Origin of the sequence: Caballeronia udeis (assembly GCF_001544555.2) — a bacterium.
In the GTDB taxonomy this organism is placed as follows: domain Bacteria; phylum Pseudomonadota; class Gammaproteobacteria; order Burkholderiales; family Burkholderiaceae; genus Caballeronia; species Caballeronia udeis.
Genome location: NZ_FCOK02000054.1, coordinates 1 through 13,936, shown reverse-complemented (window position 1 = coordinate 13,936; position 13,936 = coordinate 1). Strand labels below are relative to the sequence as shown.

The window sequence follows — 13,936 nt, the reverse complement described above, 5'->3', positions numbered from 1 at the left end:
AGTTACGTGAAGCCATTCGACGAGATGCTGACAACCGGTGATGGAGTCCGCCCGCCGTATAACCTGCTCAAGCAATGGCTGGATACGCAGAACCCCATGAATCTCGCGCAGAAGGCGCGCGACGCAGAAAGCGTTTTCCGCAAAACGGGCATTACGTTCGCCGTGTACGGAGAAGCAGAGGCAGTTGAACGCTTGATACCGTTCGACATCATTCCTCGTATCATTTCGGATACCGAATGGAATCGCCTGTCGCAAGGGATTGAGCAGCGTGTCATTGCGATCAATGCGTTTCTTCACGACATCTATCATCGGCAGGAGATCGTGCGGGCCGGGATCATTCCCAAGGAACTGATTGCCCATAACGAAGCCTTCCTGCCGGAGATGATCGGGTTTCGACCGCCGGGGAATGTCTACACGCACGTCATTGGCGTGGATATCGTGCGCACGGCTGAAAACCAGTTCTATGTGCTGGAAGACAATGCCCGCACGCCATCGGGCGTCTCCTACATGCTGGAGAACCGCGAGACGATGATGCAGCTTTTCCCCGAGCTTTTTCAAAGGGTCAAGGTGCGTCCGGTCGAAACCTATCCGCAACTGCTGCGGCAGTCGCTGGCGGCCGTGTGTCCGCCTGGCGGTAACGAAGCCAATCCGGCCATCGCCGTGCTCACGCCCGGCATCCACAATTCCGCCTACTACGAACACTCGTTCCTCGCCGACCAGATGGGCGTTCATCTGGTCGAGGGCAGCGACCTTCAGGTGGTGGACGGCAGGGTAGTCATGCGCATGACGGAAGGCTTTCGCCCGATCGACGTGCTGTATCGCCGGCTGGATGACGCCTTCCTCGATCCACTGACCTTCCGGCCCGATTCGGTACTGGGCGTGCCGGGCATCATGGATGTCTACCGCGCCGGGAATATCACCATTGCCAACGCGCCCGGCACCGGGATCGCGGACGACAAGGCGATCTATTCCTACATGCCCGAGATTGTCGAGTTCTATACGGGCCGCAAGTCGATCCTGGTGAACGTGCCGACCTGGCGCTGTGCCGATCCGGACAGTCTTCGATACGTGCTGGACCATCTTGAAAAGCTCGTCGTGAAGGAAGTCCACGGTTCGGGCGGTTACGGCATGCTGGTCGGGCCGGCTGCATCGAAGCTGGAGCGGGAAGAGTTCGCCGTCAAGCTCAAGACCCGGCCGGGCAACTACATCGCGCAACCTACGCTTGCGCTCTCCACCACGCCGATCCTGACCGAACAAGGCCTCGCGCCGCGCCACGTCGATCTTCGTCCGTTTGTGCTGGTGTCCGACCGTATCCGCATTACTCCCGGTGGATTGACACGGGTGGCATTGAAGGAAGGCTCGCTCGTGGTCAATTCGAGCCAGGGCGGCGGCACCAAGGATACCTGGGTGCTGGCTGAATAAGCCGGTTGAATGAGCCGGCTTGCGCGGCGTTGCATGTCATTCGTGCCGGGACGCGAGCGGGCCTCGCAGAGGGTCCACGGCACTAAACAAATATTGGAGTTGGACAGGACATGCTTCTTGGACGTACTGCAAGCGGTCTCTACTGGATGCACCGCTATATCGAGCGCGCTGAAAACATGGCGCGGATTGTCGACGCGGGCCTACGCATGGCGCTGACCCGAACCTCCGATGCTCCCGCGGAATGGTCATCCGTCGTGGTGAGCGCGGGTACCGAGGACGGCTTCAGCAAGAAGCACGACGTCTATTCCGCCGGCACGGTCTCCGACTACCTGCTGCGCGACAGCGACAATCCGTCGAGCGTCCTGTCATGCATCGAGGCGGCGCGCTCGAACGCCCGCATGGTTCGCACGGCGCTGACTCGCGAGGCCTGGGAGAGTGTCAACGAAGCGTGGATGGTGATCAGGAGGGCACTGGGGAGCGCTGTGCCGGCCAGTGATCTACCGGTTGTGCTTGACCAGATCAAGCGCGAGACCGCGCTCATTTGCGGCACCTTCCACGGCACGATGCTCAGGAACGAAATCTTCGACTTCGCGCGCATTGGGACGTTCATTGAACGCGCCGACAACACGGCTCGCATCCTTGACGTCAAGTATCACCTGCTGTTGCCGTCGGTGTCATATGTAGGCACGACCCTCGACAACTATCAGTGGGAGTCGATCCTTCGTTCCGTCGCCGCGCACAGGTCGTACCGCTGGGTCTACGATGTCCAGTACAAGCCCGTGCATATAGCCGACTATCTGATGCTCAACGGGCGCATGCCGCGTTCGCTGCATTTCTGCTATCTCAACATTGTCGAGAACCTGGGCTATCTCGCTGAAGACTACGGTATCCGCCACGCTTGCCACGAGACAGCTGACGACACACTGGCCACGCTCAAGGGCAACACGACCCAAAAGATCTTTGCGGATGGCCTGCACGAATTCCTGACCCGGTTCATCGGCCAGAACAACCGTCTCGGCTTCGATATTGCCGAAACCTACAACTTCGATTGAGCCCGGCCATGCGTCTCGCGATCCGTCATATTTCCCGGTATCACTACGATCAGCCCGTGCCTTACGCGCTGCAGCTGCGGCTTCGTCCCCAGTCGGGTCCGGGGCAAAACGTCGTCGACTGGCAGGTGAGCGTCGATGGTATTGAGCCGACAGTGTCATATGTTGACGGGTTCGGTAATCGCGTCGATCTCGTCCGTCACGAGCGCAATACACGGAAGATCGTGATTGTGGCGGCAGGGACGGTGGAAACCGAAGACACAGCCGGAATATTCGGCACGGCGGATGGCGTCGCACCGCCCTGGATCTTCGAGCGGGTGACTACGCTGACGCGTGCCGGAGAATGTATCGAGGCGCTCACGGCTTCCCTTCGTTCCGGAGGCACGCAGCTCGACTTGCTGCATGAGTTGATGAGCGGATTGCACAGCCGCATCGCTTACCGGCCCGGTACAACCGAAGTCGGCACGGACGCGGAGACGGCGTTACGCAACGGGCAGGGGGTTTGCCAGGACCACGCGCATGTCTTTATTGCCGCTGCGCGTCTTCTGCGAATTCCCGCGCGCTACGTTTCGGGCTATCTGCTGATGGACGACACGCCGGCGCAAACAGCGAGCCATGCGTGGGCCGAAGCGTACCTCGACGGACTTGGTTGGGTCGGGTTCGACGCAGCGAATGACACCTGTCCGGATGAGCGTTACGTGCGGATCGCGACCGGCCTGGATTATCGCGATGCAATGCCCATTTCGGGTGTGCGCACGGGGAAGGGTGCGGAGACGTTGTCAGTTGAGATCGAAATCGTGCGTTCGCCGGTTTGACGCTGACGGCGGTTGAGGGCTCGGAGCCATGACGCTCCCTTGGAACGATTGCTTTAGATGTTGTGTTTTCCTAACCATGAGTATGGAGGTACTAGCGTGTCAGATTCCTACAATGCGGTGAACGATGTGGATAAAACTCTGGAAACGGGGACACTTGACTCTCGCAAGGTACGTGCACGTCTTAAGCACGCCCGGAAAAAGGTGGCCGATGCCCAGGTCGTGGTCATCACGCGCGGGCGGGAATCGGCGAAGCTGGCGGACAGCTACGTGCACGAACGTCCATGGGAGACGGCTGGAGTGGCCCTGGGTGTCGGGTTACTCATTGGGTGGCTGGCCGGCCGGAAATAGCGGCCGGTGATGGAACAGTGACAGGCGCGCTCGGCCATCGGTTCAGCGGGGGGCGGGGTTGCCGAGCGCCAACCTGCGTCCAGCACCGCCCGTCTATCTGAAGCTCCCCACGGGCCAGGAAGCATGCCGCTCTCGTCTTGCATGTGCGCCCCGGAGCAACGGCGCATACTGGTGCAGCTCTCGCGGCGCGATGTCGAACGCACGGCGGAATGCGCGGGTAAAGCTCGACGCATCATTGAAACCCAGCCCCGAGGCGATGTCCTGCACCTCCACATGCGGAAAGCGAACCAGTTCATCGGCCGCCCTTCGCAATCTGCGGCTACGGATATAAGCGGCCAGGCCGCCTTCGTACTCGAATAGACGGTACACGCTGGCGCGCGATAACCGCAGCGATGCCAGCACGCTTTCGGGCGACAACCCCGGGTCATGCAGATTGGCCTCCACGTAGCGCCGCACGTGTTCATAGACTGCGGCGCGCAACGCCGCGCGGGCGTTGCCGGAAAGACCTACTTGCCGGCTGAACACCGCGGCCAGCAGCTCAACCGCGGTGAGCATGGAGTGATGCGCCGCGTCTTTGCTCAGGCCGGCGATTTGCCGATTGAGTGCCACCAGGTGCGCTATCAGCGTGCGCGCCAAGGGCGTGGTGGCCTGAACCAGGCGTCCATGCAGCGAGGCAGCGTCCGGAAACGCCTTTTCGATCATCGCACGCGGTACGAAAAGCAGCAGTACCCGGCCATGAGAACTCCGGATGGTGCATGGCTGATCCATGTCCAGCGCGAGGATGGTTGGCACAGACGGAACGTGCGGTACGTCGGACCGTTGCTTGTTGCCCAGGAAATGCCCGGGCGGACCTTCCAGGAACACGCTGAAGCTGACATCGCAAATGCTTTCCGTCGACACGCGCCCCAGGGATCGCACGGCCAGGTTGGGGCTGGTGCGGATATCGAAGAAACTCAGATTGTCGATCGAGTAGCGAGACAGTCCCGCGTCGAACGTTTCCTCACCGTGCTTCGATGAAGGCTGTAGGTCGTAGACGGGACTCATGCGTTCCTGCCAGGCCAGGAAGCTGTGACGGGCATCACCTTGCACGCTGAAGCTGCTGTGCACAATGCCCGGCGCAAGCGTGGGTGTCTCCGGCGGCAACAACAGGCGGCTCAGCGACATATCCGCGGGTGGCAGGCCTGGTCCATGGGTGTGCATTGCTGGTTTCGATCCAGTTGTGATCCGCCCGGCGCGGTGGTTTTCAGGTTGAGCCCCAAGCCCGCCCCGTGCGCGCTGATACGGGTAGCGAAGCTTATCCTGTCCAGGCTATCGAAGCCAAGGGGCGGCAGCGCGTGACACTACGGCTTGGCGATCCGCCAGAAACCCGCAAAAGATCAAGCAAACAGGGGGTGTCGAAACAAAATGATGATGCCAATGACGAGCAACATGACCGAGGCCGTGACCGTGGTCCTGGTCTTTAGTGCAGATGTCCCGGTTGAACAGTCTGCTTCCCGGGCGAGAAAAGCAAGGCCAATGACGGCGAGCAATAAGCCAACAACAGTTGCCAATATCATGTGTAGCCAATGCCGCGGGGAGTCATCGTCAAGTAAGGCAATTGCGAAGTTCAGTGTGCTCAGGCGGCAAGCAGTGGGTGAGCCAGGGTGCCGGCGGTCACCGGGAATCCCTGCGAGAAAGGGAAGTTTGAATCTAATTCGAAGGCAGCCCTGGCACCTTGACGCCGCAAGTCTGCAGCAGCAAAACCGTATTCAAAGCGAGAATAATTATGGTGGCCACGACCGCCACCATGTGGGTCAGACGGCTGTTGGCAAACTCGCCCATGATGTCCTTGCGGCGAGTGAAGAGGACCAGGGCCACCATGGGGATCGGCAAGGCGAATGACAGTACGACCTGGCTGAGCACCAGTGCCTGCGTGGCATTCACCCCAAGCGCGACAACAATGAAGGCAGGCACGATGGTGACCAGGCGCCGCAGCCAGACGGGGATGCGGAAGCCGACGAAGCCCTGCATGATCATCTGGCCGGCCATCGTGCCAACCACCGAACTGGAAACGCCGGAACTGATGAGGGAAATCAGGAACACGGCAGCAGCGCCGGCGCCCAGCAGCGGGGTGAGTGTGTGGTAAGCGGTTTCGATTTCCGCTACATCGCTGTGGCCGGCATGAAAAGCGGAACTCGCCATGATGACCATCGCCATATTGATGAGGCCGGCGATCGAAAGGGCAATGACGACCTCCCAGTTCGAGAACCGCAGCAGAATCCGCCTTTCGCGCGGATTGCTCCCCGGGACTCTCCCCTGCGTCAGCCCCGAGTGGAGGTAAATTGCGTGTGGCATAACGGTCGCTCCGACAATGCCGATCGAGATCGTCAGTGCTTCGGCGTTAGGCAGGGTCGGGACGACGGAATGAAAACCTACCAGTCCCCAAGCGACAGGCGCGATAAACATCTCGGCGAGGTAGCACAGCCCGATCACGCCCACGAACGCCCCAATGATGATCTCCATTGGCCGGAAACCGTTCTTTTCAAACAGCAGGATGCCGTACGTAACGATCGCCGTGATCAACATGCCGGCGATCAGAGGCAGCTTGAAAAGTAGTGACAGTGCAATCGCACCACCGAGAAATTCGGCCAGGTCAGTGGCCATGGCAGCCACTTCACTTACGCCCCACATTGCAAGAACCACCGGGCGGGAAAACTGCTCACGGCACATCTCGGCCAGGTTGCGGCCCGTCACTATCCCGAGTTTGGCCGACAATGCCTGGAACAGCATCGCAATCAAATTGGCCATCAGCACAACCCAAAGCAGCGAATAGCCGAACTTCGACCCTGCCTGGATATTCGTGGCGAAGTTGCCGGGATCCATATAAGCGATCGACGCAATCACCGCGGGCCCCGCGAACAGCAACACCGAACGCAGCCCTTGCCGCCGGCCTGCCAGCACGTCTTGAATCGCCTCTGTAGTGCGATCGGTCAGGGTACTGCTGCTCGTGCTACTCGACATGGGTATCCTTTGTTCGCGACGGCGCTTTGTTGACATCGATTGTCAATTGCTATGCAGCTGATGATCGAGAGCATCGTGTCGCCAAATTGCACGCCCCCGGCTAAATCAGTCGACCACTACCCGAGCTCATGTATCCGACCGATACGCTATGACTGGCCTTTAATTTCAGGACCGGCAATTCCACACTGATGGGGTAGTCGACGCACTTCGCCTGTAATGCATTACGTGTTCCTGGTGAATTTAGATGCAATCCAAATCCACCAGGAGTCGCTATGGCTCTACTATATACCCTTAGCTATATTACATCGACGATGCTTGTTTTCAACGGTCCGGAGCATGACTAGTTAACGTATACCCTCAAGAAAGAATCAAAGCGTATGCTATAAATATTGAAGATGTTGCATGATGGTCCACACTATAAAGAACACGGAAACATATGCGCGAATTCGTGCCACGTGAGAAGCCGCTTATCGATGCCGACAGCCATTCGGAAGGGTTTCGTCATGCACGCGAGGCCAGTCGTCTGGCGCTGGTCGAAGACTATGTTGAGCTGATTGCTGATTTGATAGAAGACGGCAATGAAGCACGGCAGGTAGATATTGCCGCACGGCTCGGCGTCGCGCAGCCAACCGTGGCGAAGATGCTGGCGCGCCTGACGGCGAAGGGCCTGATTTCGCGCAAGCCTTATCGTGGCGTCTTTTTAACCGAAGCAGGTCGCGAAGTCGCGCATCAAAGCCGGGTGCGCCACCAGATCGTCGAAGGTTTTCTTCTCTCGCTCGGCGTGAGCGCCGAAACGGCCCGGCGCGATGCCGAAGGAATCGAGCATTACGTCAGTGCGGAGACCCTTAAAGCGTTCCGTCGCGCCATGAGCAAGGTGCGGTGAGTCGAAGGCGATCAGGAGTCAAGGGCGCGCGCCGAGGACCATTAGCGGATGACTACGCACCCTGGAACTCGAAGACGCCCGATGATCGATGGTGGTGGTTGTCGACAATGACAACGGGTGAGGGCAGAAAAGAGCGTCTGTCATACGTCGGAGGAAACCATTCGAACGGGGTACCGCTGCGGGCATTAGAATGGCTTGGACGCTCTCCGTCGGATATCTCGACGAGAGACCCTGTCACATTGATTAAGAACTGGGAGAGATGTGGATATTTTTTATCATTGGAAGGACTTCGCGCTCGATGTGAAGGAGGGCCGCATTGGTACGCTCGGGTCTGACGGAGCCGCGCTGGAACAACTGAAGGAGCGCCTCCCGCGCAAGGTGTGGACGTTTACGACGCCGAAGGGGAGAAAGGATCGGCTACAACTTATCGGCTCGTTTTTAATCACCGAGTCGAAGCCTGTCTCATTTGTCCCTAAATGGAAACACAACCTGTTTTACGACGCAGCGTCACCCCGATCAGTCCTTTATACCGACTCGGATCTCCCGGAAAAAATCGACGAGGTGAGCGACTACTTCAATCGGCGATTCAACGCGACGGGCAAATTCAGTTTGCATGGGGAGAAGGGCATCCGGGAAATGGAAGCGGATGTGGTGCGCGGTTTCGAAAATCTGGTGCAAGGCTATGCGAGGGTGCAGTTAATGGATGGATTGGCCGGGATGCTCTGACTCCCGGATCAGGAACATGCAGTGGACGCATTTCGACGGCAAAGGTGCGAATGGAAAGTTCTCGTAACCGGAAAGCAATAACCGTGGAAAAGCGCTTCTGCATTCTTGATCGCCCAATGGGTAACTCCCGCCTCGCTTGAAATCTGCATGAAAGCGCTTGGGTGGCTGAACCCGAGCGCTTCAGCGGTATCGCTCACCGAACTTTCTGCCGCCAGCCATCAATCAGCGCCCGCAGCGGCGCGGTCTTCTCGAAGCACGGTTTGCATCCGCGTCACGTCCCGTTTCGGGGATGCGCCGAACATGCGTGCATATTCCCGGCTGAACTGCGACGGGCTTTCATAGCCGACCAGAACGGAGGCCGTCTCAGCGTTAACGGCGCTCGAAATCATCAGCCGGCGTGCATCCAGCAGGCGGAGCTGCTTCTGATACTGCAGGGGCGTTAATGACGTCAGCGCCTTGAACTGACGATGGAAAGCCGAAGGGCTCATCTGCGCGACCTCAGCCAGTTCCGCGATCCGAACCGTCTCCCTGAAGCGATTCCGCAAGCTGTGCATGGCGTTCATCACCCGCTGCGATGGTCCGTTCGCCAAGGTCATTCTGGCGACATCTCGCCCATGGGGACCTGTCAGTAGCCAATAGCAAATTTCGCGCATGACGACCGGATAGAGCGTGGGAATCGCCTTGGGCGTATCCAGCAGGCGTACCAGCCGCAGCGCGCAGTCGGCCAGCGGGCCTCGAAAATCCGTCACGAAGACGCCGCGGCCGGGTTCCCCGCCAGGCTTGGGCGGCGCATCCAATCCATCCGCAACGCTGCGCATGATCGCGAGGTCGAGTTCAAACGCAAGGACAAGACACGGCTCGCCTGGACTCGCTTCGACAACCCGGCCGATGGAGGGCGCCTCAACGCCTACTACGAGTGCCTGTCCCGCCCTGTACTCAAGCCGATTGCCGCCGAAGATTGCCCACTTGGCACCCTGGGCCACGATGCACATGGCTGGTTTGGACATCATGTGAGTGGGTGGCTTTGGATGATCCGACCGCAGGATGGCAAGTCCGGCGATCGGCGTCATAAACGGGCTCGTGCCGGGCTGACCATCTGTATAGCGCAGCAGCGCTTGCGCCAATTGATCTGGCATATCCGACCTTCCTTTTGCGTTGGAACCGCGGTCAAATGTATCTCTATCGCTAGGAATAGGCAAGAAAACGGCGTGTTTCGGCATTCCGGTAGCGGCCTTTGGCCGTCACAATGAATGAACGTAACCAGCCGCGATATACGCGATTCCTACAGGAAGATCAGTTATGCGAAATAGTAAGCTTGCGATCGTCACCGGCGGCAGCCGGGGAATTGGCCGTAACACTGTCCTCTGTCTTGCCAAGCGAGGGGTTCGCTCAATATTCACCTACAACTCGAATCGTGCAGAAGCCGACAAGGTCGTCGCACTAGCCGCGGAGGCCGGCGCGCAGACAATCGCTCTGCAGCTGGACACAGGAAATGTTGCCGCGTTCGACAGCTTCATTGGTCATGTGAAGGAAGCGCTTGCCGAACTGGAAGTTGAGCGCTTCGATTACCTCGTCAACAATGCCGGCACCTCATCCAATGCCAGCCTTGAGACCATAACCGAAGTAGAGATGGACGCGCTCTATAACGTTCACTTCAAGGGCGTATTGTTCCTGACGCAAAAATTGCTGCCGCTCATGAACGACGGCGGCCGCATCGTGAACATTTCCTCGGGACTGGCTCGTTTCGCCATGCCAAACCGTGTTGGATACGGTCCGATAAAAGCGGCTGTAGAGGCGCTGACCCGCTACATGGCCGTTGAGCTGGCACCCCGCCGGATCGCGGCCAATGTGATCGCACCAGGCGCCATCGCCACCGATTTCAGCGGTGGCATTGTCCGGGACAATCCACAGGTCAACAAGGCGGTCTCCGATCACACCGCGCTCGGACGCGCCGGCATGCCGGAGGATGTTGGGCCGGTGATCGCTGCGCTACTGTCTGACGACTTCGGCTGGGTCAATGCCCAGCGGATCGAAGTCGCGGGCGGCATCCATATTTAACGCGCCGCCATGCAAGCACCACCCCTGAAAAACGCCGCCAGTCGCAAGGCGTACATCATCACCGGTCCGACTTCGGGCATGGGTCGGCTAGCGGCGCTCGAACTGGCCACCTACGGCGTGGTCGTCCTGGTCGGCCGCGACCGCCAGAAGCTCGAGGAGGTCCGAAAGATCATCGAGGAAGGAGGGCAGCGCGCGGTGTCGGTGGTATGCGACCTGGCGGATATTCCGAGCGTGCGGCGCGCGGCGGCGGAGATCGTTGCGCTGGATCTGCCGATTGCCGGCCTGCTCAACAATGCGGGCATCATGTCGGCGCGCGCGATGAAAAACGCGATGGGGTGGGACATGACGTTCGCGACGAACCACCTCGGCCCGTTCGCGCTGACAGATGCGCTCGCTCCCCATCTGCCCGACGGCGCGCACGTCGTTTTCGTCGCCTCCGGTGTTGAAGACCCTGAGCGAAAACTCGCCAAGGCCGCTGGATTCCGTGGAGGCCGCTACCTCTCCGCGGAGGCTAGTGTGCACGGAGAGTGGAGCCCCGGCGGCTCCAGGAATGCCGGCTTTGATGCCTACGCGACGTTGAAGCAGTGCATCCTCGCTGCATCGATGGCGCTCGCACGAGAGAACCCGCGGTTGCGCTTCAATGCGATCGAGCCGGGCTTTACGCCGAACACGAGCTTGGGACGCGACGCCAACGCTGTGCAGAAATGGGTGGCGAACACCATCCTTCCGCTGCTTGCGCCCTTCATGAAGTATTGGAGTACCCCGAAGCGGGCCGCGCGACTTGAGGCCAAGGTGCTGACCGATCAATCCGCACAGACCGGCATTTACTATGACGAGAGGGGACATCCGATGATCAGCTCCACGCTCGTACAAGATCCGAAGTTCCAGGACCGAGTGGTCGCGGAGACGCGCGCCTTGCTGGCGTCGATTTGACCATCACAAAGAAGCGGAAATCGCTAACGACCTTGCACCGGGCGCAGACATGCCGGTATCGATACGAGGGCCTGCTTCGCTCATATCGCACGGTCCGAGGCGTACCGGGAAACTTCCAGCTTTATGCGTGCTTGAACGACGATTAGTCCACGAGTAAAGCGATTGCCGACACCACGTCTGAGCCGATCCCCGAGGAGATCTGAAATCCTGCGGTCGTTGCAGATTTCGGTATATTTACAGCAACGGGAACTCGTCAAGGAAATCGACATGCAGCCACTTTCCGTCGCCATTTTTGCCGGTGCATTGCTGCTGAACGCAGCGACTCCCGGCCCAAGCATCGCCGCGCTGGTCTCGCGCGTCATCACCACCGGATGGCGCGGCGTGATCCCCTTCATCGCTGCCATGTGGATTGGCGAGGTGATCTGGCTCAGCATGGCAATGGCAGGGCTGACGGCGCTCGCCCAGACCTTTCAGTCGGGTTTTCACATCATCAAATGGCTTGGGTGCGCTTATTTGTGCTGGCTTGCCTTCAAGATGTGGCGGCAACCAGTCGGGAAGACGGAGAGCGACTTACCCCGTCGGTCTTCGCCACTATCAATGTTCGGAGCGGGCATGGCCGTCACCTTGGGTAACCCCAAGCTCATGGTGTTCTACATCGCCCTGTTGCCGTCGCTCATTGATCTCTCGTCCGCAGGTTTTCAGGAGTGGGCCATTCTTTCGTTCGTCACGCTCGTCACGTTGGCTACGATCGACTTGAGCTGGACATTTCTGGCCCATAAAGCGCGCCTCCTTTTGCAGACACCTCGCGCGGTTCGCATCGCCAATCGTGTTGGCGCGTTTGCACTCGGCGGTGCAGCGGCCGCTATTGCGAGCCGCAACTGAAGGAGGCGGAGGAATGCAACTGGAAAGCAGGGAGGTCGGCCCAACGGACCTTTCGGTCGGAAACCGGGCTACCTTGAAACAGGACGGCGTGCACATCTGACGCGCCTCGATTCCACGATTGTCGACATGGCGAAAGCCCCTGACCTGAAGACCTTGCTTCTTCAACGGCGACTCCATTCGAGGAATCGGTGACAACTTTATTGTGGTCTACGCCATCGGAGTCAAATGCGCAATCCCGATCAAACCAGCCGCCCCGCCACTCGCTATGCTGGGTTCATGCCGACATGAGAGTTGATATGAACCCGGTCGAAAAGGCGCTCTGGTATATCGAAAGCTACTATCCTCACGAACTGACGCTCGACGAAATCGCGAGGTCCAGCTGCGTCTCGCGCTATCACCTGTCGCGCGCCTTCGAAGCGGCAACAGGCCGCTCGGTAATGCGCTACGTACGGACACGACGCCTTACCGAAGCGGCGCGGCGTCTGGCAGGCGGTGCGCCCGATATTCTGGCGGTAGCGATCGAAGCGGGGTACGGATCTCACGAGGCATTCACGCGCGCGTTTCGCGAGCAGTTCGGGCTCACGCCCGAGGCGCTGCGCGCGCAGGGACATCTCGACAACCTCCCTCTCGTGGAGCCAATCAAAATGGATCCATCCAGTCTTGCCAACCTCGCGCCGCCTCGCTTTGAAGACGGCAGGCTGCTACTCATCGCAGGCTCGGCCGAGCGCTATAACTCCGACAACTGCGTGACGATTGCGGCCCAGTGGCAACGCTTTGGCGAATACTTCGGCAAGGTACCAGGCCAAGTCAGCAATGTTGCCTACGGTGTCTGCTATAACACCGACGATACTGGCAATTTTGACTATCTCTGTGGCGTCGAAGTGACTGATTTTTCTAACTTACCTGCTACGTTGACGCGCATGCGCTTGCCACAACAACGCTACGCGGTTTTCCCGCACCGCGAGCATATAGCGATAATCCGACGCACATGGATGACCATCTGGGCCAAATGGCTGCCGGAGTCAGGACACACTCCCGCGGACGCGCCGAGCTTCGAACGCTACAGCGAGCAATTCGATCCCATCACGGGATTGGGGGGCGTCGAGGTCTGGCTGCCGCTCAAGACTTGATGGTTCTCCGATGAGCATCGAGATTTCGTTCACGAGATCGTGAATTCGCTGATGGTGGAAGCTGCCATCATTCACCCGATGCCGTTCGTCGTCTTCCGGATGCAGGTACTGGTTAGTAGTCGAGATCGATTGTAAGCGCGCGATTTCGCACACCTAGCTTGCGTTGTTGAGAAGGCTCACGATTGCGTCCGCAACCTCACTTTGCGGACGCAATCCATGACAGAAGATGACCTCAGCTTTTTGCCTCTACGCGTGACGCGTGTTGGTGTCGGCGGCAAGCGAAGCTTCGATCCAACGGACAAACGACGACTCGTCGAAGCCTGTCTGCGGCCAGGCGCTTCGCTATCGGGCCTCGCCCTGAAGGCAGGCGTTAATGCCAACCAGTTGCATAAATGGGTTCAGGCGAGTAATCGCGCCCGGCCCCCGATCGGGTACAACGAGCCGGTCGCACCGTCAGCGTTTGTTCCGGTCGTAGCGATCGACGAGCCGACAGCGGTCATGGCGTCCGCGCCCGCGTCGCACCACGCCACCAGAGCAGGATCATCCCGCGTTTCGCCACGCTCAACACGACTGGCACGGCTGTCTGCCCACCTGCCCAACGGCGTGAAGCTCGAGCTCGAGCTCGAATGTTCAGCAGAGGACGTGGCAATCGTCAATGCGATGGTTGCCGCATTGGGAGCGCGTTGATGT

The 13,936-nt window shown here is 59.3% G+C and carries 14 protein-coding genes; 11 read left to right on the top strand and 3 right to left on the bottom strand.

What is annotated here, in order from left to right; genetic code table 11:
* Window positions 1-6: 6 nt before the first annotated feature.
* The 4 genes from AWB69_RS30195 (at window position 7) to AWB69_RS30180 (ending at window position 3,634) form a co-directional block, all read left to right on the top strand.
* Window positions 7-1,422, top strand: a complete 1,416-nt coding sequence (locus tag AWB69_RS30195) for a circularly permuted type 2 ATP-grasp protein (RefSeq protein WP_062090496.1) — start codon at window positions 7-9, stop codon at window positions 1,420-1,422.
* Window positions 1,423-1,532: 110 nt separating this feature from the next.
* Entirely contained in the window at window positions 1,533-2,474 is a 942-nt protein-coding gene (locus tag AWB69_RS30190) for an alpha-E domain-containing protein (protein WP_062090495.1), read from the top strand.
* An 8-nt stretch (window positions 2,475-2,482) separates the two neighbouring features.
* Entirely contained in the window at window positions 2,483-3,286 is an 804-nt protein-coding gene (locus tag AWB69_RS30185; RefSeq protein ID WP_062090494.1) for a transglutaminase family protein, read from the top strand.
* Window positions 3,287-3,382: 96 nt separating this feature from the next.
* A complete protein-coding gene (locus AWB69_RS30180; protein WP_062090493.1) occupies window positions 3,383-3,634 on the top strand; it encodes a DUF883 family protein in 252 nt (83 codons plus the stop codon).
* Between the two features lie 93 nt (window positions 3,635-3,727).
* Here the strand turns inward: AWB69_RS30180 and AWB69_RS30175 are convergent, their stop codons facing one another.
* Window positions 3,728-4,834: a helix-turn-helix domain-containing protein gene (locus tag AWB69_RS30175; RefSeq protein ID WP_082913649.1), complete on the bottom strand. Its 1,107-nt coding sequence runs from the start codon at window positions 4,832-4,834 to the stop codon at window positions 3,728-3,730.
* A gap of 489 nt (window positions 4,835-5,323) precedes the next feature.
* The gene (locus AWB69_RS30170; RefSeq protein WP_062090491.1) at window positions 5,324-6,634 is read right to left on the bottom strand and encodes an Nramp family divalent metal transporter; all 1,311 of its coding nucleotides are present in this window, start codon (window positions 6,632-6,634) and stop codon (window positions 5,324-5,326) included.
* Between the two features lie 436 nt (window positions 6,635-7,070).
* Between AWB69_RS30170 and mntR the strand changes: the two genes are divergently transcribed.
* Together mntR and AWB69_RS30160 are read left to right on the top strand one after the other, a co-directional pair.
* Window positions 7,071-7,517: a manganese-binding transcriptional regulator MntR gene (mntR, locus tag AWB69_RS30165; protein ID WP_062090490.1), complete on the top strand. Its 447-nt coding sequence runs from the start codon at window positions 7,071-7,073 to the stop codon at window positions 7,515-7,517.
* 261 nt (window positions 7,518-7,778) lie between these two features.
* Window positions 7,779-8,243: a hypothetical protein gene (locus AWB69_RS30160; protein ID WP_062090489.1), complete on the top strand. Its 465-nt coding sequence runs from the start codon at window positions 7,779-7,781 to the stop codon at window positions 8,241-8,243.
* A 218-nt stretch (window positions 8,244-8,461) separates the two neighbouring features.
* On the opposite strand, the gene AWB69_RS30155 is transcribed toward AWB69_RS30160, so the two are convergent.
* A complete protein-coding gene (locus AWB69_RS30155; RefSeq protein WP_062090488.1) occupies window positions 8,462-9,379 on the bottom strand; it encodes an AraC family transcriptional regulator in 918 nt (305 codons plus the stop codon).
* 163 nt (window positions 9,380-9,542) lie between these two features.
* Between AWB69_RS30155 and AWB69_RS30150 the strand changes: the two genes are divergently transcribed.
* The 5 genes from AWB69_RS30150 (at window position 9,543) to tnpA (ending at window position 13,933) form a co-directional block, all read left to right on the top strand.
* Window positions 9,543-10,301 carry an SDR family NAD(P)-dependent oxidoreductase gene (locus AWB69_RS30150; RefSeq protein ID WP_062090487.1) on the top strand — a complete coding sequence of 253 codons (759 nt, stop codon included), beginning with the start codon at window positions 9,543-9,545 and terminating at the stop codon, window positions 10,299-10,301.
* 9 nt (window positions 10,302-10,310) lie between these two features.
* The gene (locus tag AWB69_RS30145) at window positions 10,311-11,234 is read left to right on the top strand and encodes an SDR family NAD(P)-dependent oxidoreductase (protein ID WP_062090486.1); all 924 of its coding nucleotides are present in this window, start codon (window positions 10,311-10,313) and stop codon (window positions 11,232-11,234) included.
* 267 nt (window positions 11,235-11,501) lie between these two features.
* Window positions 11,502-12,116: a LysE family translocator gene (locus AWB69_RS30140; protein ID WP_062090485.1), complete on the top strand. Its 615-nt coding sequence runs from the start codon at window positions 11,502-11,504 to the stop codon at window positions 12,114-12,116.
* A 296-nt stretch (window positions 12,117-12,412) separates the two neighbouring features.
* Window positions 12,413-13,246 carry an AraC family transcriptional regulator gene (locus tag AWB69_RS30135; RefSeq protein WP_062090484.1) on the top strand — a complete coding sequence of 278 codons (834 nt, stop codon included), beginning with the start codon at window positions 12,413-12,415 and terminating at the stop codon, window positions 13,244-13,246.
* Between the two features lie 216 nt (window positions 13,247-13,462).
* Window positions 13,463-13,933 (top strand): IS66-like element accessory protein TnpA, encoded by a 471-nt coding sequence (gene tnpA, locus AWB69_RS46120; RefSeq protein WP_075644015.1) that lies wholly within the window; start codon window positions 13,463-13,465, stop codon window positions 13,931-13,933.
* The last annotated feature ends 3 nt before the right edge of the window (window positions 13,934-13,936 follow it).